General features: G+C 45.7%; 32 protein-coding genes. 6 read left to right on the plus strand and 26 right to left on the minus strand.

What is annotated here, in order from left to right:
• The first annotated feature begins 10 nt into the window (after positions 1-10).
• Entirely contained in the window at positions 11-388 is a 378-nt protein-coding gene (locus tag EST55_RS07445) for a Na+/H+ antiporter subunit G (RefSeq protein ID WP_100691664.1), read from the plus strand.
• Positions 389-421: 33 nt separating this feature from the next.
• Here EST55_RS07445 and EST55_RS07450 read toward each other — a convergent pair whose 3' ends face one another.
• The 15 genes from EST55_RS07450 to dusA all read right to left on the minus strand — a co-directional run bounded on the left by EST55_RS07450 (position 422) and on the right by dusA (position 10,003).
• On the minus strand, positions 422-1,828 hold the full coding sequence (locus EST55_RS07450) for a hypothetical protein (protein ID WP_100691663.1): 1,407 nt from the start codon (positions 1,826-1,828) through the stop codon (positions 422-424).
• A gap of 156 nt (positions 1,829-1,984) precedes the next feature.
• Entirely contained in the window at positions 1,985-2,248 is a 264-nt protein-coding gene (gene rpsQ, locus EST55_RS07455; RefSeq protein WP_058576141.1) for a 30S ribosomal protein S17, read from the minus strand.
• The gene (rpmC, locus tag EST55_RS07460; RefSeq protein WP_053954206.1) at positions 2,248-2,439 is read right to left on the minus strand and encodes a 50S ribosomal protein L29; all 192 of its coding nucleotides are present in this window, start codon (positions 2,437-2,439) and stop codon (positions 2,248-2,250) included. The genes rpsQ and rpmC overlap by 1 nt, the downstream gene beginning before the upstream one ends.
• Positions 2,439-2,852 carry a 50S ribosomal protein L16 gene (gene rplP / locus EST55_RS07465; protein ID WP_053954205.1) on the minus strand — a complete coding sequence of 138 codons (414 nt, stop codon included), beginning with the start codon at positions 2,850-2,852 and terminating at the stop codon, positions 2,439-2,441. The genes rpmC and rplP overlap by 1 nt, the downstream gene beginning before the upstream one ends.
• 11 nt (positions 2,853-2,863) lie before the next feature.
• A complete protein-coding gene (gene rpsC / locus EST55_RS07470) occupies positions 2,864-3,544 on the minus strand; it encodes a 30S ribosomal protein S3 (protein ID WP_088767697.1) in 681 nt (226 codons plus the stop codon).
• 10 nt (positions 3,545-3,554) lie between these two features.
• Positions 3,555-3,887, minus strand: a complete 333-nt coding sequence (rplV, locus tag EST55_RS07475; protein WP_053954203.1) for a 50S ribosomal protein L22 — start codon at positions 3,885-3,887, stop codon at positions 3,555-3,557.
• 13 nt (positions 3,888-3,900) lie between these two features.
• Complete coding sequence (gene rpsS, locus EST55_RS07480) at positions 3,901-4,179, minus strand: 30S ribosomal protein S19 (protein WP_026860408.1); 279 nt, start codon at positions 4,177-4,179, stop codon at positions 3,901-3,903.
• Positions 4,180-4,195: 16 nt separating this feature from the next.
• Positions 4,196-5,020, minus strand: coding sequence for a 50S ribosomal protein L2 (rplB, locus tag EST55_RS07485; RefSeq protein WP_088767696.1), 825 nt, complete (start codon positions 5,018-5,020; stop codon positions 4,196-4,198).
• 14 nt (positions 5,021-5,034) lie between these two features.
• Positions 5,035-5,337, minus strand: coding sequence for a 50S ribosomal protein L23 (gene rplW, locus EST55_RS07490; RefSeq protein ID WP_088767695.1), 303 nt, complete (start codon positions 5,335-5,337; stop codon positions 5,035-5,037).
• Positions 5,334-5,939, minus strand: a complete 606-nt coding sequence (gene rplD / locus EST55_RS07495) for a 50S ribosomal protein L4 (protein ID WP_100691662.1) — start codon at positions 5,937-5,939, stop codon at positions 5,334-5,336. The genes rplW and rplD overlap by 4 nt, the downstream gene beginning before the upstream one ends.
• Before the next feature lie 18 nt (positions 5,940-5,957).
• Positions 5,958-6,596: a 50S ribosomal protein L3 gene (rplC, locus tag EST55_RS07500; protein ID WP_088767693.1), complete on the minus strand. Its 639-nt coding sequence runs from the start codon at positions 6,594-6,596 to the stop codon at positions 5,958-5,960.
• A 38-nt stretch (positions 6,597-6,634) separates the two neighbouring features.
• Complete coding sequence (rpsJ, locus tag EST55_RS07505; RefSeq protein ID WP_008488677.1) at positions 6,635-6,946, minus strand: 30S ribosomal protein S10; 312 nt, start codon at positions 6,944-6,946, stop codon at positions 6,635-6,637.
• Positions 6,947-7,168: 222 nt separating this feature from the next.
• The gene (locus tag EST55_RS07510) at positions 7,169-8,389 is read right to left on the minus strand and encodes a dipeptidase (RefSeq protein WP_129497031.1); all 1,221 of its coding nucleotides are present in this window, start codon (positions 8,387-8,389) and stop codon (positions 7,169-7,171) included.
• Positions 8,390-8,557: 168 nt separating this feature from the next.
• Positions 8,558-8,824 carry a hypothetical protein gene (locus EST55_RS07515; protein WP_129497032.1) on the minus strand — a complete coding sequence of 89 codons (267 nt, stop codon included), beginning with the start codon at positions 8,822-8,824 and terminating at the stop codon, positions 8,558-8,560.
• Between the two features lie 180 nt (positions 8,825-9,004).
• Positions 9,005-10,003, minus strand: a complete 999-nt coding sequence (gene dusA / locus EST55_RS07520; protein ID WP_100691659.1) for a tRNA dihydrouridine(20/20a) synthase DusA — start codon at positions 10,001-10,003, stop codon at positions 9,005-9,007.
• A 177-nt stretch (positions 10,004-10,180) separates the two neighbouring features.
• Here dusA and zur point away from each other — a divergent pair, with 177 nt between their 5' ends.
• The 4 genes from zur to EST55_RS07540 are packed head-to-tail and all read left to right on the plus strand — an operon-like array spanning position 10,181 to position 13,947.
• Positions 10,181-10,621: a zinc uptake transcriptional repressor Zur gene (gene zur, locus EST55_RS07525; protein WP_088767689.1), complete on the plus strand. Its 441-nt coding sequence runs from the start codon at positions 10,181-10,183 to the stop codon at positions 10,619-10,621.
• Positions 10,622-10,646: 25 nt separating this feature from the next.
• A complete protein-coding gene (locus EST55_RS07530) occupies positions 10,647-12,977 on the plus strand; it encodes a M1 family metallopeptidase (protein ID WP_100691658.1) in 2,331 nt (776 codons plus the stop codon).
• Positions 12,967-13,473: a DUF6702 family protein gene (locus tag EST55_RS07535; protein ID WP_100691657.1), complete on the plus strand. Its 507-nt coding sequence runs from the start codon at positions 12,967-12,969 to the stop codon at positions 13,471-13,473. Before EST55_RS07530 ends, EST55_RS07535 begins: the two co-directional genes overlap by 11 nt.
• A 3-nt stretch (positions 13,474-13,476) precedes the next feature.
• Positions 13,477-13,947 carry a chemotaxis protein CheX gene (locus EST55_RS07540; RefSeq protein WP_100691656.1) on the plus strand — a complete coding sequence of 157 codons (471 nt, stop codon included), beginning with the start codon at positions 13,477-13,479 and terminating at the stop codon, positions 13,945-13,947.
• Between the two features lie 13 nt (positions 13,948-13,960).
• On the opposite strand, the gene dnaB is transcribed toward EST55_RS07540, so the two are convergent.
• From dnaB to rnr, 11 genes are all read right to left on the minus strand, one after another.
• Entirely contained in the window at positions 13,961-15,352 is a 1,392-nt protein-coding gene (gene dnaB, locus EST55_RS07545; protein ID WP_100691655.1) for a replicative DNA helicase, read from the minus strand.
• Between the two features lie 84 nt (positions 15,353-15,436).
• Entirely contained in the window at positions 15,437-16,399 is a 963-nt protein-coding gene (locus EST55_RS07550; protein ID WP_129497033.1) for a DUF4097 family beta strand repeat-containing protein, read from the minus strand.
• Positions 16,400-16,412: 13 nt separating this feature from the next.
• A complete protein-coding gene (locus tag EST55_RS07555) occupies positions 16,413-16,928 on the minus strand; it encodes a hypothetical protein (protein WP_129497034.1) in 516 nt (171 codons plus the stop codon).
• Entirely contained in the window at positions 16,921-17,445 is a 525-nt protein-coding gene (locus tag EST55_RS07560; RefSeq protein WP_129497035.1) for an RNA polymerase sigma factor, read from the minus strand. Before EST55_RS07560 ends, EST55_RS07555 begins: the two co-directional genes overlap by 8 nt.
• A gap of 132 nt (positions 17,446-17,577) precedes the next feature.
• Positions 17,578-18,030, minus strand: coding sequence for a 50S ribosomal protein L9 (rplI, locus tag EST55_RS07565; protein ID WP_100691651.1), 453 nt, complete (start codon positions 18,028-18,030; stop codon positions 17,578-17,580).
• A 41-nt stretch (positions 18,031-18,071) separates the two neighbouring features.
• Positions 18,072-18,299, minus strand: coding sequence for a 30S ribosomal protein S18 (gene rpsR, locus EST55_RS07570; protein ID WP_011235166.1), 228 nt, complete (start codon positions 18,297-18,299; stop codon positions 18,072-18,074).
• Between the two features lie 10 nt (positions 18,300-18,309).
• Positions 18,310-18,609 (minus strand): primosomal replication protein N, encoded by a 300-nt coding sequence (gene priB, locus EST55_RS07575; protein ID WP_100691650.1) that lies wholly within the window; start codon positions 18,607-18,609, stop codon positions 18,310-18,312.
• Between the two features lie 19 nt (positions 18,610-18,628).
• Entirely contained in the window at positions 18,629-18,979 is a 351-nt protein-coding gene (gene rpsF, locus EST55_RS07580; RefSeq protein WP_088767680.1) for a 30S ribosomal protein S6, read from the minus strand.
• A gap of 136 nt (positions 18,980-19,115) precedes the next feature.
• Positions 19,116-19,547 (minus strand): signaling protein, encoded by a 432-nt coding sequence (locus EST55_RS07585; RefSeq protein ID WP_100691649.1) that lies wholly within the window; start codon positions 19,545-19,547, stop codon positions 19,116-19,118.
• Positions 19,537-20,283 (minus strand): 23S rRNA (guanosine(2251)-2'-O)-methyltransferase RlmB, encoded by a 747-nt coding sequence (gene rlmB, locus EST55_RS07590; protein ID WP_129497036.1) that lies wholly within the window; start codon positions 20,281-20,283, stop codon positions 19,537-19,539. The genes EST55_RS07585 and rlmB overlap by 11 nt, the downstream gene beginning before the upstream one ends.
• A 3-nt stretch (positions 20,284-20,286) precedes the next feature.
• Positions 20,287-22,578 carry a ribonuclease R gene (rnr, locus tag EST55_RS07595; protein WP_129497037.1) on the minus strand — a complete coding sequence of 764 codons (2,292 nt, stop codon included), beginning with the start codon at positions 22,576-22,578 and terminating at the stop codon, positions 20,287-20,289.
• Positions 22,579-23,154: 576 nt separating this feature from the next.
• Between rnr and EST55_RS07600 the strand changes: the two genes are divergently transcribed.
• Positions 23,155-23,742, plus strand: coding sequence for a hypothetical protein (locus tag EST55_RS07600; RefSeq protein WP_129497038.1), 588 nt, complete (start codon positions 23,155-23,157; stop codon positions 23,740-23,742).
• Positions 23,743-23,778: the final 36 nt, after the last annotated feature.

Below are 23,778 nucleotides of genomic sequence, written 5' to 3' on the forward strand. Positions count from 1 at the left end.
GATTCATATTATGGATGCGTTAAACGAATTACCTGTATGGAGTCAATGGCTAGTCGGCTTCTTTATTCTACTGGGCGCTGTTTTTGCGTTTATCGGCTCTTTAGGACTCGCGATTCTGCCCGACTTTTTTACGCGACTTCATGCACCAACCAAAAATACGACCCTCGGTATCGGTGGTATTGTTATCGCCACAATTATTGTAATGAGCCTGCAAAATGGACTGTCTTTGAGTGAACTACTCATTGCGATTTTTCTATTCTTAACGGCACCTATTAGTGCTCATATAATGGCCAAGGCAGCTTTACATACTGAGCTTAGAATGTTCCATAAAACCAGAGACCTTCGCAAAGAAGGTGATGCCTACGAGCATGAAAAAACCGACTCCTGAGAGTCGGTTTTTGTTTCTTAACGTTGGTTTCTCTTAGAAGTAATAACCAAAGTTGATATTGAATCGGTTATTAACCTCACCGCTATCTGTAGCTATATTGCCGCCAATAAATGGTTGGTTTTTTGCTCTAACGAAGTCTACATACGTATAGAAACCACCGCCGGCTGCAACAGCTACGCCTAATACATTCATCCAAGTATCTTCTTGATAACCTGCTTTATCAGTAATAATGCTATGGTCATTGTAGAATGTCAGGCTGGTAATTGGTCCTATTTCTACCGGTAATGTGTACGCAACGTTACCAGTGTAGATCTTCGCCTCAGTTGGAATTGCGTCGTAATAGGCGTAAGCCCCCATATAAACGCCTGTGTTCTCAACATCTAAGTCATACTCATAATCTGCATACTGGAGCTGTACATTCCACGGACCGTTATTGTAGTTACCGTGCGCTCCCCACGCGAAACGATTACCCACATTTTGGTTTTCGAATTGCTGTAAAGCAGAGAAGCCATCCGCCGCACTTCCGGAGTAATAATTGTTACCTTGCGCTGATAAACCAAGTTCTAAATTATGGTCATCACTAAAGGTGAAGATATGTGCGCCACGCAATGCATAACTATTACTCTCACCGATTGGCAACGCCGGCGTGTCATAAGCTCCTTGTCCGGGTGCGCGAATACCTACCGTGTCATAGTTATAACGAGCTGTACGGTCGCTGGTAGAACCATCAACACCACCTTGCTCGTCTGACTTGTGATAAGCAATATCAAAGTGCCAGTCGTCGCTACGGTAGCGTAAACGAACACCGTTGTCGTGTTCGTCTTCTAAACCAACGTAAAAGGTAGAATTAAAGAAATAGCTGTGGGAGTTATAAGGCATATTGCCAAAAGGCACTTTCACCACACCCACCTGGCCTTGCCAGTTGTCAGTGAAGTTGTAACCGAACCACGCATGCTTAACCACATCCATATAATGGAACCAGCGGTACTCAGCAGATAGAATCACGTCACCAATTTCGCCGTCGAAGTTAAGACGGAAGATATCAAAATCTAAGTCACCGCCACGATTTTCATTGCCCGAGTTATAGTCGTTATATTCATATTGGAAACGTACCGCACCATGAATTTTAATCGGCCAGTTTTCATTCTCTTCCGTTTTTTTCTCAAGTTTATCTAAGCGAGCTTGAACGCCTGTATCATAGGCGACGGTACGAGTCCTTGTTGTTTCTTTTGCTGCTGTATCTTTATTCACTTCGCGTTTTTCAACAACAACGAGTTTTTCTTTTTCCTCCTGCTCCTTTTCTGCCAAACGCTTTTCAAGCTCAGCGAGGCGCTCTTTTAGTGCTTGAATTTCATCTTTGACGGAGCCTCCATCTTGCGGAGCTGCAAGCACCGGAGACGCAGCAAGCATAGTTGCGGCTAAGAAAAGACTTTTAGACATACATGTCTCCTTACAGGTAAGGCGTAATGACTACGCTATTTATCTGAAATAATTCTATTTTAAATTCAGATATTTGTACTTACTAAGTAAAGGTTTAGATCAAAAAAAAGGCCTCCGCAAGGGAGGCCTTTTTATTTTCTACTTCGTTATCTGCGTTTAGACAACAGTTGCACGCTCTACAATTTCAACCAATGTCCAAGATTTATTCTTAGACAGAGGACGACATTCGCGAACAATCACGGTATCGCCCTGTTTAACTTGGTTGTCTTCGTCATGCGCGTGTACCTTAGTTGTACGCGTGATGTACTTCCCATAAACAGGGTGTTTTACACGACGTTCAACAGCTACAGTGATGGTTTTATCCATCTTATCGCTGACAACTTTGCCCTGCAGAGTACGAACACGTTTTTCTTCAGCCATTACGCACCTGCCTTCTCATTTAAGATGGTTTTAACACGTGCGATATTGCGACGCACTTGTTTCATCATGTGAGTCTGATTCAGCTGACCAGTTGCCGCCTGCATGCGCAGATTAAACTGCTCACGACGTAGGTTCAGCAATTCTTCTTGCAGCTGCTCAACGGTTTTTTCTTTCAGTTCACTTGCTTTCATCACATTACCGTCCGAGTCACAAAGGTTGTTTTGAAAGGCAGTTTACGTGCCGCCAGGCGGAACGCTTCACGTGCCAACTCTTCAGGAACGCCGTCCATTTCATACAGAACGCGACCTGGTTGAATCTGAGCAACCCAGTATTCAACGTTACCTTTACCTTTACCCATACGAACTTCTAAAGGCTTTTTGGTAATAGGTTTGTCTGGGAATACGCGGATCCAGATTTTACCCTGACGCTTAACGTGACGAGTCATTGCACGACGGCCGGCTTCGATTTGACGTGCAGTCATACGACCACGGTCAGTTGCTTTTAAACCGTATGAACCGAAGCTGACTTTGTTACCAGACTGCGCCAGACCACGGTTGCGGCCTGTGTGAACCTTACGGAATTTTGTACGCTTAGGTTGTAACATATCGTCTCTCCTTACTTACGGTTTTTGCCGCGCTTAGGAGCTGGCTTTTCTTCTGTTGGCAGGCCACCTAAAACCTCGCCACGGAAAATCCAGACCTTCACACCGATGATACCGTAAGTGGTGTTCGCTTCTGAAGTCGAGTAATCAATATCTGCACGTAATGTATGCAGAGGTACACGACCTTCACGATACCACTCAGTACGTGCGATTTCTGCGCCGCCTAAACGACCGCTAACTTCAACTTTGATACCTTTAGCACCTAAGCGAATAGCGTTCTGTACAGCACGCTTCATTGCACGACGGAACATAACTCGACGCTCTAACTGACCAGCAATGTTGTCAGCAACAAGCTGTGAATCCAGTTCAGGCTTGCGTACTTCAGAGATATTGATTTGCGACGGAGCGCCTGTCAATTTCTGAACTTCTTTACGCAGCTTTTCTACGTCTTCACCTTTCTTACCGATAACAACGCCAGGACGCGCAGTGTGAATAGTCACACGAACACTCTTAGCTGGGCGTTCAATTACGATACGAGATACTGATGCGTTACGCAGTTCTTTTGTCAGGAACTTACGTACCTGATGGTCACTGTGTAGGTTATCAGCAAACTCATTTGTATTCGCATACCAGGTTGCATTCCATGGTCTGGAGATACCTAGGCGAATACCATTAGGATGTACTTTCTGACCCATAATTTATCTCCTAGCTATCCGACACGACCACAGTAATGTGGCTGGTGCGCTTAAAGATACGATCGGCACGGCCTTTCGCACGTGGCTTGATGCGCTTCATTGTTGGACCTTCGTCTAAGAAGATCTTAGCAACTTTCAGCTCATCGATGTCCGCACCTTCGTTGTGCTCCGCGTTCGCGATTGCTGACTCTAAAACTTTCTTAATTAAGCCAGCAGCTGCTTTCGGGCTGTATGCCAGGATATCCAGCGCTTTTTCTACTGGAAGTCCACGGATTTGGTCTGCGACCAAACGGCCCTTTTGAGCAGAAACGCGGGCAAACTGGTGTTTAGCAATTGCTTCCATCACTCTCTACCTCTTACCGTTTCTTCGCTTTCTTATCAGCAGCATGGCCGCGATAAGTACGGGTTGGTGCGAATTCGCCCAGTTTATGACCGATCATTTCGTCTGAGACGAAAACCGGAACGTGTTGACGACCGTTGTGAACAGCGATAGTCAAACCGATCATATCAGGGATGATCATTGAACGACGGGACCAAGTTTTAATTGGCTTTTTATCCCCGGCTTCCAACGCTTTCTCCACCTTATTTAGCAGGTGAAGGTCAATAAATGGACCTTTTTTAAGAGAACGTGGCATGTTTAATCCTCAACTCTTATTTGTTGCGACGACGTACGATGAATTTATCAGTACGCTTGTTCTTACGGGTTTTGTAGCCCTTGGTCGGCGTGCCCCATGGACTTACAGGGTGACGACCACCAGAAGTACGGCCTTCACCACCACCATGTGGGTGATCAACTGGGTTCATCGCCACACCACGTACGGTAGGACGAATACCACGCCAGCGGTTTGCACCGGCTTTACCCAATTGACGCAGCATGTGTTCTGCGTTACCAACTTCACCAAGAGTAGCGCGGCCTTCAGCTTGAACACGACGCATTTCACCAGAGCGCAGGCGAATGGTTACATAAGCACCATCACGCGCCAAAATTTGGCAATATGCACCAGCTGAACGAGCCATCTGCGCACCTTTACCAGGCTGTAACTCAACAGCATGCACAACACTACCCACTGGGATATTACGCATTGGCAAAGTGTTACCTGGTTTGATAGGCGCATCTGAACCAGATTGAATGCGGTCACCCACGTTCAAGTTCTTAGGCGCTAAAATGTAACGGCGTTCACCGTCTGCATACAGAACCAAAGCAATGTTTGCTGAACGGTTCGGATCGTATTCAATACGTTCCACTTTTGCAGGAATGCCGTCTTTATTACGTTTGAAGTCGACAATACGGTAGTGGTGTTTATGACCACCGCCGATGTGACGAACCGTAATACGACCGTTATTGTTACGACCACCAGATTTGCTGTTCTTTTCCAGCAATGGTGCGTAAGGCTTGCCTTTATACAGTTCCTGACCAACGACTTTTATCTTGTGGCGTTGACCCGGAGACGTAGGCTTACTTTTAACTACAGCCATGTTTATTCCTCCTGTTACTCAGCGCCGCCAGCGAAGTCAATGTCAGCACCTTCTTTCAAGGCAACATACGCTTTTTTCCAGTCGCTACGTTTTCCGAAACGGAAACCGGTACGCTTGGTTTTACCCTTCACGTTGACGGTACGTACGTTTTTGACTTCAACTTCAAAAAGTTTTTCGACAGCTGCTTTGATTTCGGCTTTTGTCGCATCAACAGCCACTTTGAATACAACCGTGTTGTTGTCTTCAGCAGTCATTGTCGACTTTTCCGAAACGTGAGGTGCTACAATCACATTAAGCAAACGTTCTTCGCGCATCATGATAACACCTCCTCAAGCTGCTTGACGGCGTCTGCAGTCATCAATACTTTTTCGAAAGCAATCAGACTGACAGGGTCAATACCCTGAACGTCACGCACGTCTACTTTATGCAAGTTGCGAGACGCTAAAAATAGGTTCTCATCAACTTCTTTGGTTACGATTAACACATCGTTCATATCCATTTCTTTTAGCTTTGCAGCCAGTTGTTTAGTCTTTGGCTCTTCAACACCAAATTTTTCAACAACAATCAAACGCTCTTGGCGAATGAGTTCAGAAAGGATGCTTTTAATCGCACCACGGTACATTTTCTTGTTAACTTTCTGGCTGTGGTTTTGCGGTTTAGCCGCAAACGTTGCACCACCAGAACGCCAAATTGGACTACGAATAGTACCCGCACGAGCACGACCCGTGCCTTTTTGACGCCAAGGTTTCTTACCGCCGCCTGCTACTTCAGAACGAGTTTTCTGAGCTTTAGTGCCCTGACGAGCACCTGCAGCGTATGCTACAACTACTTGATGGACAAGGGCTTCATTAAACTCACGTCCAAAGGTAGCTTCGGAAACCTCAAGAGCGCCTTTTGCGTCTTTCAATGTTAATTCCATCACTATTCTCCTCAGACGTTATGCCTTGACCGCAGGTTTAACGATAACATCACCACCGGTAGCTCCCGGTACCGCACCTTTGATTAATAAAAGGTTGCGCTCGGCATCGACTCGAACAAGTTCAAGTGATTGCGTAGTGACTTGTTCATTACCCATTTGGCCAGCCATTTTCTTGCCTTTGAATACTTTACCAGGCGACTGGTTTTGACCGATTGAACCCGGCGCACGGTGAGCCAATGAGTTACCGTGAGTAGCGTCTTGCGTACGGAAATTCCAGCGCTTAACAGCACCAGCAAAACCTTTACCTTTAGAGGTACCAGTAACGTCTACTTTCTTAACTTCTGCCAAAACTTCAACAGTCAGCTCTGCACCAACTGCGTAGTCTTCGCCTTCGCCATTTTCCAGGCGGAATTCCCAAAGACCACGACCTGCCTCTGTACCAGCTTTAGCGTAATGACCTGCTAAAGGCTTGGTTACACGGCTTGCTTTCTTCTCGCCTGTGGTCACTTGAAGGGCACGATAACCGTCTGTGTCCTCAGATTTAACCTGAGTCACACGGTTCGCCAGCACTTCGATCACAGTAACAGGAACAGAAGCGCCGTCTTCCTGGAAGACACGCGTCATTCCTACTTTACGACCGACTAGACCTATAGCCATTGTTAAAACCTCTCGTGTGTAATCCTATTACTGCCCACTTAACCCAAGCTGATTTGTACATCAACACCAGCTGCCAAATCTAAACGCATAAGCGCGTCTACGGTTTTGTCAGTTGGGTCCATGATGTCAATCAGACGCTTGTGGGTGCGGATTTCGTACTGGTCACGCGCGTCTTTATTCACGTGTGGAGAAATCAGCACGGTGAAGCGTTCTTTCCGTGTTGGCAGTGGGATAGGACCACGTACCTGAGCACCAGTGCGTTTTGCAGTTTCTACGATCTCTGCAGTTGACTGGTCGATCAGACGGTGATCGAACGCTTTCAAACGAATCCGAATTCTTTGATTAGCCATAAATAAATCAAAGCCTCAATAAAAAGAGCATTTAAAAAAGAGCACAGAAAATCGCAACCTCCCTGGCACATACCGGGGGTGCGATATTCTACGTCAACCGTTCAGTCCCCAATCGGGACTGTTGTCGAACCCCAATAAATAATAAGCTTGCGCTTAAAATTCATGGAGTGGCCGCGAATTATACGGATTCGCGGCCTTTTGTCAAGGCTTAAAAGCTCTTAATTAGTGCGCCTCGGCGTAGTCTTCGACAGACTTCCAGACACGCATTAAGTTTTCGCCCAGAATCATCTGAATTTCTTTTTCAGAGTAACCTCGGTCGAGCAATCCCTGAACCAGGTTTGGGTAATCGGAAACATCCTTTAGCCCAACCGGTAATGAATCTCCAACGCCGTCATAATCTGAACCAATACCAATATGCTCGACGCCGATCAGCTCTTTTACATGATCGATATGGTCTAAGACAGTTTCCAGTGTTGCATACGGATACGGGTTATTTGCTTCAATCTCGGCGATGCGACGCTTCGCTTCCTCACTGTCTTCTCCGAATTGCTCTTTTACTGCGTTGATACGCTTTTTCATCATGTCGCGGTAACGATTAGCCTGCTTCGCCAAAAATGACGAGCCAAAGTTAATTTGAATGACCCCTTCGTTCTCTGCCAAAGCTTTTAGCATATCATCGCTCATATTTCGTTCGAAGCCAGGCGTGTACTTACGTAACGATGAATGAGAAGCAATGACTGGTACATCACTAATTTCAACTGCCTGATAGAATGCTTCATCAGAAATGTGAGACACATCGACCATGACGCCGACTTTATTCATTTCCTTTACCAGCTTTTTGCCGAAAGGGCTGAGACCGTTCCATTTACGACGAATATCATAGGAGGAGTCAGAAATATGATTTGATAACGAGTGCGCTAGAGTAATATAGCGAATACCGCGCTCGTAGAACATGTGCAGGTTATCGAGCTCACCTTCGATAGGGGTTCCGTTCTCCATCCCGAGCGCTATCGACATTAGACCTTTTTCTTTGTTTTCACGAATATCTTCTGTGCTGTATGCCATCGCAAACTTGTCCGGCGCACGAGCGACCAAAGCTTCCATACCGTCTATTAGTTCATGCGCCAACTGAATACTGCCACCACTCTCTTCATAAGATGCCGGTATATAAATGGACATAAATGGCGCATCGAGTCCCCCTTCTACCGCTCGTGGGTAATCGAAATCACCGTCTTCGGTCGCAACGGATACATCGTCCCATTTGTCACGGATGCGATACGGAACATCAATATGAGTATCAATAAGCAAATACTCATGTGCCAAATCAATCGCTTTTTCAGAAGCCTGATATTGCGTTTCTTGTTCGTTAGATGATGATTGGCTGGCGGTTGCACAACCCGTTACAGCAACCAAAACGGATGCAGCAAGTAATGACTTTAACATGCGTATTCCTCATTATTGTTTTTAGAGATATACGCAGATTAGCAAAAGTCTATCCTTGTCGCATCATTGATGCGCTCAATCCCATTGCAGCTCCGATAACTAACGTCCCTATTACTGGAGCTGCTAGCCAGCCAACCCACCAAGGCTCAAAGATAATCATATGTCACCTTACTGGACTTGCTTAGCTTTAGTATCTTTTAATTGCTCGCTTTTAGCTGGCTCTGCAGCTGCTACTTCGAAAGAAAGCGCTTCTGAGGCCCAGTCTTGCATAGATGACACTGCGGTTTCCTTAATCAACTGAAGACCTTCAATTGTCATTTGCGTGACTTGGGCTTGTATCTCTTCCGAAAGAGATGTTTCTTGCTTGTCTGAAGCAAAAGCAGATGAACTGAACAACATAACACCGCTGACTGCACCGATAATTAACGCTTTCATGATTTTCTCCTTTGAATTAGTCATTGCGTTAGTTAAGTCGCTATAAGTAATTCAAAGGTTATGCCAAAACCATAACACTATGAAAAATTTAGATTTATTACATTTCCATGCAAGTAACGTTAATCTCCGGTGGTGAAATAGACCACTTTTTGGTGAGTTTTTTATAAAGGTGTGAGCGATTTACGTCATTAACTCGCTCATCGTCTTTCTATGATCATTTTTGAAATCTAACGCGCCGTTTAAAAGTGATTCTCCACTTTGCGCTTTAGGCCCTTTAACGCTCAAATACTGACGCCAGCGTTTACCACCCGGAAGCCCCTGAAACAGACCCAGCATGTGTCTAACCACATGCCATGCTCTACCGCCATTGGCTATGTGTTGATTCACATATGGGATCATCGTGTCGACGACGTCTTCTCGCGTCAATGAATGCGCTTGTTTACCGATAAGCGCGTCGAACGTCGTTAGCAACCAAGGGTTCTGATAGGCGGCCCTACCTACCATAACGCCATGCACTTGTTGCAAATGTTGGGTTATCGCTTCGGCGGTTGTGATACCGCCATTAATTGCCACCGGTAAGTTTTTATAGCGTTCCTGTGCTTTATACACCCGATCATATTGTAGCTCAGGAATGTCCCTATTCTCTTTGGGACTTAACCCCTGAAGCCAGGCTTTTCGGGCATGCAAGGTGAGTTGATCTGCTCCGGCTTCTACAACCGTGTCCGTAAACGCATATAGAAAGTCATCGCTGTCATGCTCATCAATACCTAAGCGAGTTTTGACAGTTACCGGAATGTCGACCACTTGCTTCATTGCTTTCACGCATTCTGCAACGATCTTCGGCTCGGCCATTAAACAAGCCCCAAAGCTACCATTTTGAACACGGTCCGACGGACATCCGACATTGATATTAATTTCGTCATAACCGCGTTCCTGGGCTAATGCCGCGCACTTTGCCATGTCTGCAGGCCGAGAGCCGCCTAATTGCAAAGCGACCGGATGCTCCTCTTCGTTATACTCCAGAAAGTCTTGACTACCATGGATAATGGCACCGGTCGTAACCATTTCGGTATAAAGCAGCGTTTCCTTCGTCAGCAGACGATGAAAGTACCGGCAGTGGCGATCGGTCCAATCCAGCATCGGGGCTACGGATAATTGGTAATTGTATGTTTTTGCCACTGCCTGTATTCCTTATTTGTCACTACTTTACGAAGCGCAATATTCTACCGTAAAGATGTGTGTTTATCAGCATCGAAATTGAGATGTCTCAAGCCTCTTGCGGCTTATAGCAAAAGCCTTTCACTTAACGTCAAAACTCACTACAATGGCGTTAACTTTTTTTAAATATTCAGGCTAATGACTCGTCAAGAAGCACAACGACTAATTCGAAAAGCTGAAGTTCTTTGTCAAAAACGAGGAGCAAGGCTAACCACCGCCCGACGTGAGGTTTTCGCTATTTTAGCTGAGCACTCCGGATCAATTGGCGCTTATGACCTACTCGATGAGCTTCGGGAAGTGATGCCAAACGCTAAGCCGCCTACTATTTACAGGGCACTGGACTTTCTCCAGGAACAAGGCTTTGTTCATAAAATAACCTCTTCTAACAGCTTTGTGCTGTGTACTCATTTCGATCATCAACACCCCGTACAAATGCTTATTTGTGATTCCTGCGGCGATGTTCAGGAGATTCAATCGGAAGGAGTTTACGACGAGCTAAAGCACCAAGCTGAAGCTCAAGGCTTTAAAGTTGAACAACAAACCATTGAAGCACATGGCTTGTGCACGAAATGCCATTAGAATAAAAACTAAACAGGTCTTTACTATGAAGTTATATAATTATGCGTTAACAGCAACGGTTTTATTGGCTACCAGCCAAGCAAGCCATGCCCAGGCATTTGAAGACAAGTTTCGTCAACTCAATGACGACAAGTTTCGCAGCCCTAATGTTTACCGAACCGCTTCAGGCGCTCCTGGACATGAATACTGGCAGCAAGAAGCTGACTATCATATCAAGGTGCAGCTTGATGATGAAAACCAAAGCATTACCGCACAAAGTACTATCACTTACACCAATAACTCACCTGATACTTTGCGCTATTTGTGGGTTCAACTGGATCAAAACCGATTCCGCAAAGACTCTATAGGTCCGCAATCAGACAGTACCAGTAAACCGGAGCGCATCAGCTTTTCCCGTATGGAAAGTATGATGACACAAGAGAGCTTCCCGGCTGGTTACGAGTTGACAGAAATTAGCTATGACAACGGCGATCCGCTGGCCCATTACGTCAACGACACTATGCTCCGTTTGGACTTAGATGAGCCACTAGAAAGTGGTGAAAGCGTTACTTTTAATATTAATTGGGCTTTTAACATTATTGAAGCGGACGTACTCGGCGGTCGTGGCGGTTACGAATACTTCGAGGACGATGGTAATTACCTGTATGAAATGGCACAGTGGTTCCCTCGCATGGCCGCTTACTACGATGTTGAGGGCTGGCAGAATAAGCAGTTCATTGGCAATGGTGAATTCGCATTAGAGTTTGGCGACTACCGCGTCGAAATCACCGTTCCTGCTGACCATATCGTTGCTTCAACAGGCGTACTGCAAAACCCCAAAGATGTATTGACATCAACGCAACGGCAGCGCCTGGAAGTTGCTCGCAGTTCCGATGAGCCAGTAAAAATCGTTACTCAAGACGAAGCGCTGGAAAATGAAAAGGAAGGCACGAACGATACCAAAACCTGGATCTTCGAAGCGGACAAAGTGCGTGACTTTGCCTGGGCCTCTTCTCGCAAATTCATTTGGGATGCGCAAGGCTATAAGAAAAATGACACTGATGTTTTAGCAATGTCATTTTATCCGGCAGAAGGTAATCCACTTTGGGAGCGCTATTCAACGGCCTCAATTATTCACACCATTGAGCACTACAACGACTATAGCTTCGACTATCCATACCCAGTCGCTATTTCTGTGAACGGGCCTGTTGGTGGTATGGAATACCCAATGATCACCTTCAATGGACCTCGCCCTTACGTGGATGAAGACACTGGCAATAAGTACTACTCGGAGCGCACAAAGTACGGTCTGATTTCAGTCATCATCCACGAGATTGGCCATATTTATTTCCCAATGATCGTTAACACTGACGAGCGTCAGTGGACCTGGATGGACGAAGGAATTAATACCTACCTACAGTTCTTAGCCGAGCAAAAATGGGAAAAAGATTATCCTTCGTGGCGCGGTGAACCTCGTAACATAACGAGTTATATGGCAAGCGCTAACCAAATGCCGATTATGACGAACTCAGAGTCTATCCTCCAGTTTGGCAACAACGCCTATGGTAAACCTGCGACGGCACTTAATATTTTACGTGAAACCATTGTTGGACGAGAATTGTTCGACTTCGCTTTCCGTGAATATGCCTACCGCTGGAAGTTTAAACGTCCTACACCAGAAGATTTATTCCGCACACTTGAAGATGCATCTGGTGTTGATCTGGACTGGTTCTGGAGAGGCTGGTTCTACTCAACCGATCATGTTGATATAGCCTTAGACAACGTTCACTTGCTAACCATCAACACGCAAGATCCGGAAATAGAGAAAGCTTGGCAGCAAGAGCAAAAAGAACAGGAGCCGACGTCGTTAACCACTAAGCGCAACGCCGATGTTAATTATAAAATACATCAGCAACCTCACTTAGCCGATTTCTATAATGAGCACGACGAGTTTACCGTCACTAATGCCGACAGAAATGAATACAGTGAGCTATTAAAAGGGTTAAGTGACGAACAAAAAGAAATGCTAAAAAATGGCAGTAATTTCTATGTTCTCGACTTTTCAAACCAAGGTGGTTTAGTCATGCCTATTTTGCTCGATCTACACTATGAGGACGGCAGCAAAGAGCATGTTCGCATTCCAGCAGAAATATGGCGACGTTCACCAGAGCAAGTAAGCAAGTTATTAATACGCGATAAAACCTTAACTCAGGTTGTCGTTGACCCTAACTGGGAAACTGCTGACGTTGATACAACGAATAACTACTGGCCTGCACGTGCCATTCCGTCAAGAATTGAACTGTTTAAGCGCGATGACCGTAAAGACAGTTTGATGGAGCGTTACGACGAAAAGTTGAAGTCTGACGATGAAAGCTAAAGTCTTTATTGCTTTACTAGGTGTTGTGCTGACGCTTCCGGCGTTGGCACACCGTTATTTTTTCGGACTGACTGAAATAAGCAGTAACCAAAATACAGGTGCTGTAGAGTTTATTCACCAGTATACGTTACATGATGTTCAACACGCGTTAAGCAAGCTTGCGGGCGAACGCTTTAGCCTTGATAAAGACAATGCGGAAGCGGTTTTAAAGCGCTGGGTTACCGATAATTTTTCAATCAAAAATGTTGATGGCGAAAAGGTGAACCTGACATGGGTTGGTTTTGAGGCTGACTATCAGAAAATATGGGTCTACCAAGAGCTTCCTGAACAAAAAAATTTATGCGGTTGGGAGGTTTCTAATACCCTGTTATTCGACACTTTTTCCGCACAAGTCAATACTATCAACATTGTTGATGAATACGGAAACCGCAGTCTGATATTAACGGATGAAAACAGAACTGATATTATCAACTGCCAGAAAGAGAGTAAGGATTAAATAATGAATGCCGAGTTTGTAAACCCATTTCTTCAAGCGTTGCAAAATGTCTTGTCGATGATGGCACAAATGGAATTGAAACCAGGCAAAGCTCAGTTAAAGAAGGACGAGTATGCTCGTGGCGATGTATCCGGGATTATCGGCATGGTAGGTCCTCAAATAAAAGGGTCATTTTCTATTTCTTTTGAAGAGAACCTTGCTTGTGAAATTATGAATAAAATGCTTGGTGAATTACCTGATAGCATTAACGAAGATGTCTGTGACATGGTTGGTGAAATTACCAATATGGTTACAGGGGGCGCCAAGAAGACGTTAGGTGAAAATGGCTACGACTTTGATATGGCCACCCCAATCGTTGTATCAGGGAAAGACCATACCATTTCACATAAGTCAGAAGGCTCTAAACTTATAATGCCGTTCAACCATGTTGCGGGCAAAGCCTACATCGAGATTTGCTTCGACAAAATCAAATGATTGAAACCGGCGGCTAGTAACGGTCGTCTGCTGCACGGGCATAATTATCGAACCTGGATAAGTGCCCGTGGAACTTCAAGTCTACCTTACCAATAGGCCCATTACGTTGTTTACCGATAATAATCTCGGCCATTCCTTTTTCAGCTGAATCCGGGTGGTAAACTTCGTCCCGGTAAATAAACATGATCACGTCCGCGTCCTGCTCTATTGAGCCGGATTCACGCAAGTCCGAGTTCACAGGGCGTTTATCTGAGCGTTGCTCAAGTGAGCGGTTTAGCTGCGATAGCGCAACAACCGGAACCTTAAGTTCTTTAGCAAGCGACTTTAATGAGCGTGATATCTCCGCAATTTCCAACGTTCGGTTTTCAGACATCCCGGGCACCGTCATTAACTGAAGGTAATCCACCATAATCATCGAAATACCTTTGTGCTCTCGATAAACCCGTCTCGCACGAGAACGAACCTCGTTCGGCGTAAGGCCTGACGAGTCATCGATATAGATATTGTTTCTGTCGTTTAGCATGTTCATCACGGATGCGATTCGAGCCCAATCATCATCTTCTAGTTTGCCAGTACGAACCTTATTCTGATCGACACGGCTTAATGACGCCAGCATACGCATCATCAACTGTTCAGCCGGCATTTCTAAGCTAAAAACTAAGACCGGTTTGTCATCATTAAGCGCTATGTTTTCAGCCAAGTTCATCGCAAAGGTGGTTTTACCCATTGATGGGCGCGCAGCAACAATGACTAAGTCTGAAGGCTGCAAACCGGCTGTCATTTGATCTAGATCTGTGAAGCCAGTCGATACACCGGTAACGCCATTGTTATTCTTAAGCTTACTCAGCTGCTCTATTTTGCTAACGGTTCGCTCCAGAATTTGATTAATACCCTGGGGCCCTTCACTGGAGCTGACACGTTTTTCAGCAATCTGTAAAACTTTGGTCTCAGCTTCGTCTAATAACTGTGCGCTAGTTCGACCCTGGTTATCATAGCCCGCTTCCACGATTTCATTAGCGGCGCCTATCATGTCCCGGACAATGGCCCGCTCTCTCACAATATTTGCGTAAGCTAATATATTTGCGGCACTAGGCGTGTTTTTGGCAATTTCACCAAGATAGGCAAAGCCACCAATCTGTTCTAGTTCGCCGCCGCTTTCCAATAGCTCAGAGACCGTGACCAAGTCCATTGGTTGGCTGCGCTGAGCCAATTCGTTCATCGCTTTAAATATTAGCCGGTGAGCACGATGGTAGAAATCATCAGCAATAATACTTCCGGAAACACGATCCCATGCGTCGTTGTCGAGCATAAGCCCGCCTAAAACCGACTGCTCCGCCTCAATTGAATGCGGCGCTGAGCGCAATGCTTCAACGGATACGTCTCGTTTCTTTGCTGTCTCTGCCATCGAAAAACCTAAGATAGGAAATAAAAAAGAGGGGAGTACTATACAAAATCCCCTCTTAATTAGAAAGCTCGTTTGCGCTCTAAGCTACTCTTTGCTTAATGTTATTTCTCCGCTAACAGTCGTTGCCGAAACGTCCGAGGTCGCATTACCAACTTTAAACTCTAATGTCGAAGACGGCCCCCACTCAGCCTTTTCTACTTTGTCATCCGTTAGACGGTTTGTGATCTTTCCGCCCGCATTCGACTTAATTGAGAAGTTAGCATGCAAATCACCTCTCCAACCAAAATCAACGTCGCCACTGACAGATTTCGCCTCAACCCGAGCTGATTCAGCCAGTTCAGCAATTAACTGAGCATCGCCACTGACTGTCGTCATTTTCGTCTTATTCAAGACGCCTAAGGTGGCATTAATATCCCCGGACACGGTCTGCAACGTCACCTCAGAAAGACGGTTCGACTCCACCGTTATATCGCCGCTAACTGCTTGGTATGAACCTTCAGTCGATTTATTGTCAGTGTCGGTAATGTCGCCGCTAACCGTTTCAAAACTGCCATTGCCACTCATATTTTTTGCGGTAATATCACCGCTGACCGTTTTTAGATGGGCTGGCCCGCTAATGTTATGAATAACAATGTTGCCACTCACCAAGCGTACGTCAAAGTCATTTGTAAAACCTGCCGCGGTAACATCCATAGAAACGCCTTTAATATCAATGTCCATTGACTCCGGCGCATAAACTTTTAAATCTGAGCCTTCAGAGTCTGACGAAGAAAAACTGAACCCCTTATTTTGAGGCGTTTTTACTTCAATATAAACGGTGTTACCACGCTGTTCGAAAATGAAGTCTTCGGCGTCTTCATCAAGAGTTCCAACCACTCTGACGTTATCGCTGTCAGAGGTGACCAATTCCAGCTTTCCGCGCATGTTATCGATAGACAGCCGGCTAGTTGGTGACACCGCCAACTCCTTATCGACTTTATCTTGCGCTAAAACCGATGAGGTTATTAAAAGCAAAGCACTGCTCAGTAAAGTAATAAACGTTTTCATGAGATTCTCCTGGTTAAATTTCCTGAAGTCGTTTTGTTTTCGTTTGATACGACTGATTTATCAAGTTCAGTTCCTGTTGATTGACCCAAATAAGGAGATCCAGCAACTCTGGCTCAGAAGGACTGTTTTTTAAAGCGCGTGTTATTTCCTCTCGGGCCATTTCCAACTCGTCTAGCTCACTTAGCAGTTGACTGGCGTCATACTGATAACCGGCTTGCTGATAGCCTGTTCTAAGTTGTGCTACCTGCTGTTTCTGGTCATTGTTTATCTTCTGCGCAATTTTATACAATGCCGATGTCGGTTGATTAAGCTCATTAACACTCAATTGCCAGCCACCCAGAAAAGTCAGAATGACTAAGCTTGCAGCAACGGCTCCATACCAGAATGCTCGCACGGGCTTCGTCACATTCCTTTTTAATTGAATGCGCGACTCAACACCTGGCCATAAGTCTTTCTGTGGTCCCGGAGCCTTATCATTCATTTGCTCTATTAAGCTTTCTAACGCAGTTTTCTGGTTGTTGTTAGTCATTTTCCAGCCACTCCTCAAGACTCTTTCTGGCGCGGTGAAACTGGGCCTTACTCGTCCCAACTGCAATTCCCAGAACATTCGCAATTTGTTGATGCGGCGCACCTTCTAACGCGTGTAACACAAACACCTGACGAGCCTGCTCCGGCAACCGGAATAACAGAGTATCCAATCTACTCAAGTCGGCACCTCCTTTATCCGCTAGCTCTACGCCGTCTTTTGGCGAGTTCTTAAAGCGTTGAAACCACCGTTTTTGCCGACGCAACTCACTCAGGCAAATATGACTCGTAACACTGTATAACCATGTGCTGAATTTCGATTCAAAGCGGAAGCTGCTCAGCTTCTCCCACAACTGTACAAATACATCCTGAGTTAAGTCATCAGCCATTGCGCGGTCACCACACAAACGGAAGACCAGCCCATAAACATGGTTTAAATGTCGCTCATACAGTCGCTTGAACGCCCTAACATCACCATTTATAGCCTCAATGATGTCTTGCTCATCGGGGTCTGATTGCACTGTTGTCTCCGTCGCTTCTGTTATTATTTAGGGTTTAGACGTTTGCCGAACCAGAAAGGTTTACATGAGATTTTTCATTTGCAAAAAAAAAGCTGCCCGAAGGCAGCTTTTCAAGTCGTTTATTGGCTGATATTACTCAGCAGCAACAACTTTCAGAGTGATATTTGCGAATACATCAGCATGCAAGTGCAATTCGATGTCAAATTCGCCTACTTCACGGATAGTTCCGTGCGGCATTAATACTTCGCTCTTCTTCACTTCAACGCCAGCAGCAGTTACTGCATCAGCAATGTCGCGAGTACCGATTGAGCCAAATAATTTACCTTCATCACCCGCTTTAGATTCGATAACAACCGCATCTAACGCGTTAACTTTTTCAGCGCGCGCTTCTGCTGCGGCTAAGTCGTCAGCTAATTTTGCTTCGTACTCAGCACGGCGTTGTTCGAACAGCTCGATGTTGCTTTTAGTTGCAGGTACTGCTTTTCCTTGAGGGAAAAGGAAGTTACGTGCATAACCAGATTTCACGCTTACTTGATCGCCAAGGCTTCCCAAGTTAGCAATTTTGTCTAATAAAATGATGTTCATTTTCTCGCTACCTCTACTTTTGGTAATCGAACCGCGCTAGCTTACTGATGTGAATCAGTATAAGGCAGCAGTGACAAATAACGGGCACGCTTAATTGCGCGCGCTAACTGACGCTGATACTTAGCAGATGTTCCAGTAATACGGCTAGGAACGATTTTACCGGTTTCGGTAATGTAGTTCTTAAGCGTAGCGATATCTTTGTAATCAATTTCTTTTACGCCGTCTGCTTTAAAGCGGCAGAACTTACGGCGACGGAAAAAACGAGCCATGATGGTCTCCTTAAATCAATTCTAGATGCTGAGCGTGAAGTACCAAGCGCGGCGTACCGCTATTGTCTTCGTGTCTGTGCAGAAATCCTTCTGCCAGAACTTCACAACCCACCGTCAATTTTTGTAACCAGTGTTGTAAACCTTCACCACTTAAAACGACTTGAATTCGCACATAAGACTGGCGATTCATACCCGCTTCGGGTTGCATCGACCGATGCTCAATCACTAACTGCAAATGTTCTATACCCGATGGGCTAGTTTCCAGCTTGGCAGCCTTGCTTAAAGTTCCGGTTAAATGCAGTCGATTCATAGTGTATGGTCAGCTTGCTTTACGCAGCTTCACTGTCACCTTTGCGATCTTCCTTCGGCTTAGTCAGCGGCGAAGGTTCAGTAATCGCTTCTTTCTTACGCATGATCATGTTGCGTAAGACTGCATCGTTAAAACGGAATGCAGTTTCAAGCTCTTCCACAACGTCTGCTGACGCTTCAATGTTCAAAAGAACATAGTGCGCTTTGTGCAGCTTGTTGATTGGGTAAGCCAATTGACGACGGCCCCAGTCTTCTAAACGATGGATTTGACCACCACCTTGCTTGATCGTTTCGCTGTAGCGTTCGATCATGCCAGGTACTTGCTCGCTTTGGTCCGGGTGGACCATAAATACGATTTCGTAATGACGCATTACAGTTTCCTTTTGGTTCGTATAGCCTCGGTTCAGCTCAGCCGCACTGACGTAGAAGCAAGGAACTCAACTAGTAGTTTATACAATGGCTGATTTAAGCCGCGCGATACTATCAAAAAAAAACGTCAACTGCAACTTAGTCGGCGTCTTTATGGGCTTTTTCTATGCGGGAACTCAGAAGAGAAACAAGCCGGTCAGCTAATTCGTTAGCAACGGCTTTTTCGCCACGAACAATTAGGTGATCAACCGGTTTTCCTTCTTTGAAGACTGACGCGTCTAACTGAACACTAGCCGCATCTTCGGTTACTGTTGTTTGTACTTGCCACTGTGACTCTTTTTCTTTAACAACATGCCACTCGTGCCGCACTTGTAAACGGTTTTTTATATCAATAACCAATTCTTTTGCGGCTCGGCTATCGGCGTTGTCTAAATTAAAATCAAAAGAAACAAAAGGCTTCGTCGAACGCATCCATTCCGGGCTATCCCAATTAGGCGTCCAACTAATAAACAACACCGCAACCATCGCCAGTGCAATGCCAACAGGAATCAGCTTTCGTTTAAGATCCACTGCGCTGCCTCACCACTTCAAACAGACAAACACCGCTGGCAACTGACACATTCAGACTACTGACACTACCGCTCAGCGGAATAGCTATCAACTCATCACAAGTTTCACGGGTAATACGGCGCATGCCTTTGCCTTCAGCGCCCATCACTATAGCCACCGGACCTCTGAAGTCGATATCGTAAACTGACTTTGTCGCCTCTCCGGCAGTGCCGTACACCCAAACGCCTTGCTCTTGCAGGTCGCGCAGAGTTCTGGCTAAGTTAGTCACCACAATTAAAGGCACATGCTCAGCAGCGCCAGACGCAACTTTTCGCACCGTTGGTGTGATTTGAGCGGACTTGTCTTTCGGCACGATAACGCCAGTTACGCCTGCTGCGTCGGCCGTTCTCAAGCAAGCGCCAAGATTATGCGGGTCAGTCACACCATCAAGCACTAAAAACAGCGACGATGTTTCTGAACTATCAATTAACTGCGGTAAGTCATGCTCTGTCAATGTAGGCGGAGAGTGCACTGTCGCCACAACCCCTTGATGATTGCCTCCCTCAGACCGCTTCTCAAGTGCCTGCTTTGGCACCCATTGTGGTCGAGTACCAGTGGCATAACACTCGTTGACGATCTCTTTCACCGCATCGTCCTGACGTTCTTTTGAAACATAAAGCTCAACCAAACGGTCAGGATGATTCTTTAGAATTGCTTTAACGGCATGCAAACCAAAAACAGTAACTTTCTGACTCATTGATTATTTCCGGTTCTTGTTGTGAGAGGTCTTTTTGCGCTGGCCTCCCCGCTTATTTTTCGACGACCGATTACCTTTCGGTTTGCCCGAACCTTTCTTTGGCATATCGCGTTTTTTGCCACTCGGACTAGTTGCCTCCAGCAAGGTTAAGTCAATTTTACGATCATCCAGGTTCACATCTTTAACTTTGACTTTTACGCTGTCACCCAGACGGAACACACTGCGGCTGTTCTCGCCAATCAACATTCCCTTCTGTTGGTCAAAATGGTAATAGTCATTGTCTAAATTACTAATGTGGACCAGACCGTCAATTTGATAGTCGCTCAACCGGATAAACAAGCCAAAGTTCGTCACCGACGATATGACACCGTCAAACTCCATACCAATATGGTCAAGCATAAATTCACACTTCAACCACTCATCAACTTGTCGTGTCGCATCATCCGCGCGGCGCTCAGTCATCGATGTATGCACACCGAGCTCATCTAACTGTGTCTCTGAGTAGGTCCAAGCCCCCACTAGACCACCTTCACTGCCGCTTTGCTTACGCAATATGGACTTAATCGCACGGTGCAAAATGAGGTCTGGATAACGGCGAATCGGTGATGTGAAATGCGCGTAGGATTTCAGCGCCAGGCCGAAATGGCCTTTGTTATCTGGTTGGTAGACCGCTTGCTGCATAGAGCGTAACAACATAGTTTCAATCAATTCGTGATCCTGGCGGTCTTTTACTTCATCCAGTAGCTTCGCGTAGTCTCTGGGAGTCGGTTCTTCGCCTCCGCCTAAATTCAGGCCAAGCTCGCCAAGAAACGTTCTGAAGCTAGTCAGACGTTCATCGCTCGGCGTTTCGTGAACGCGGAATAAGGCCCCCACTTCTTTATCCGACTCTATTAGCTGAGCGGCCGCCACATTTGCCATAATCATGCATTCTTCAATTATTTTATGTGCAACGTGACGCTTAACCGGCTCAATGCGCTCAATCTTGCGTTGAGCATTAAATATAAAACGCGTTTCTTGAGTGTCAAACTCAATAGCTGAACGACGTTTTCGTGCCGCACTTAACGCATTATACAGCTTTCGCAATTCTTCTATGTTGCCAAGAACCGGTTCATACTGTTCTCTTAGCTCTTTGTCACCGTCAAGAATATCTTTCACTTTGTCATACGTTAATCTTGCATGGCTTTTCATAACCGCAGGATAAAACTGTGACGCTTTTAGCTTACCTCTCGGGCCTAGTTCCATCTCTGCAACCATGCATAACCGGTCAACATCCGGGTTGAGTGAACAAAGACCGTTTGAGAGTTTCTCCGGTAGCATCGGAATCACATTATTCGGGAAATAAACCGAATTACCGCGCTCTGTCGCTGACTTGTCCAAAGCCGTATCAGGACGCACATAATAAGACACGTCTGCTATCGCAACCCACAGACGCCAGCCCTTTTCTTCAGGCATACAGCAGACCGCGTCATCAAAGTCACGCGAATCCGCACCATCGATGGTAATTAATGGCAGTTCTCGTAAGTCCACGCGGCCTTCATAAGCTTCTTTGGGCACTTCTTCACTGTACTTCGACAGCTCGTTATCAATCCCTTGAGGCCACTCGTTAGGAATGTCATGCTCGCGAATGGCGACTTCAATTTCCATGCCCGGTGCCATGTGCTCACCCAATACCTCAGTAACACGCCCGATAGGGCTGGTACGGCGGCTGGGACGACGTGTAATTTCAACGACAACAAGCTGTCCATGGCGGGCGCCATTCTTGTCGGCGTCGGGAATTAAAATGTCTTGGCTAATTCGATTATCATCCGGCACGACAATGCCAAGATCATGTTCGATAAAATAACGCCCAACGATATTACTGTCACGCGGCTCAGTCACCCGAACAATTCGCCCTTCTGTCTTACCGCGACTGTCTTTACCACTTTTTTTGACTAATACGCGGTCACCATGAAGGACAGAATACATTTGATGGTGAGGAATAAATAAATCCGGACCACCTTCGTCTGGCTGGCAGAATCCAAAGCCGTCCTTGTGACCAATAATACGACCTTTAATGAGATCCATACGCTCAGGTAGGCCATACGCATTGGCTTTACTGTATATCAGTTGCCCGTCACGTTCCATCGCTCGCAAACGTCTCTTAAGACCAATCGACTGGCGCTCGTCATCAAGTTTAAAAACGCGAATAAACTCATCAAAAGGCACAGGCTTCTGGTTATCTTTCACTAACTGCAGTAGCTGCTCGCGACTTGGAATTTCGACTTCGTATTCGGGCATTGTTTTATTATCTGACATAGAATCCTATTTAATGTTGTTCGGTTAAAGTACCGATGCTCAACAGTATACGTGCTGTGGAAGGCATTGTCAGTGTTTGCTTGTATTTTGAGCGTTTGCCCCCTAAATTAATTCAAAAAATAGATTGTTGAGTGACACAAGATGTTTTAACTTGGATCAATATAGAAGTAAGGCTGTACTTAATGATATGAAGCAAATCGCGCCAAACAACAGAACATCATCGCCAGTCTGTGCACTAGGCAGACTCTGTGCGTGCTTGTTAATCATTGTCTTCAGCCTGGTTACCTATTCGTTGCCGTCGTCGATTGATGCGCCTGGGGTCTCCTCCCATAAAGACACGCTGACCGTTACAGTACCAATCCAGCTATCACTTGAAGCGGGATCAGCGCAAGACGGCGATGAGTATGACAAAGCACTGGTCGACACACCGACATACAATCATTTACATCTTCCCACGGCAATAACCTTATCACTACGCCTAGTATCATCAGTCGAAGCTAAAAGATGGTATAGACCGAGAGAGCCTCCTTTTCTCCTTTAAAAAAGACAAAACCTATTTTTTAAAGGAGTAACACAATGAATGAATTTAAAGAGATTCAATGGTCTTCAGATGAAGATAAAGCGATGCTTCATAGCCGCTCGCAAGATAACGAGACTGCAAGCTGGACAGACAACGCACTTCGTGTAATGGATGACTTTGATTTGTCATCACCAGTGCAATTATCGGAAAGCACAACACTTATGGACGCGGAAAAGAGTATGCGTAAGCAGTCTCAGCGCTATGCCTGTATCCATAACCGCAACTCTCAAATAATAGGGGTTTTAGCCCTTAGAGAACTTCACGGGAGAAAAGCGACCCAAACGACAACAAGCACTCAGACTTTCTGGGAAGAGTTAACCGCAAAGGATTTAATGACACCTTTGTCAGCTTTACCACAAGTCAGTCTCAAAGATGTTCAGAAGTCTCGAATCGGTGACGCCGCAGCGACATTAAAATCTAGCGGGAGAGACTTTATTGTCGTCATCAGTGATGGGGAAGTGTACGGAATCATTTCTTCATTAAAGATAGCCGAGTTAACCGGCGAATCAGTCAATGTCTTTCACTTACCTTCTACTTTTGCTGAGATCATCTCTGCGGTGACTCACAAAGAGCTTATTGACTAGTCATTTAAAATACAATCGCCCCCTTTTTAGGGGGCT

The sequence above is a fragment of the Idiomarina sp. 29L genome, assembly GCF_004123135.1.
Taxonomy (GTDB): domain Bacteria; phylum Pseudomonadota; class Gammaproteobacteria; order Enterobacterales; family Alteromonadaceae; genus Idiomarina.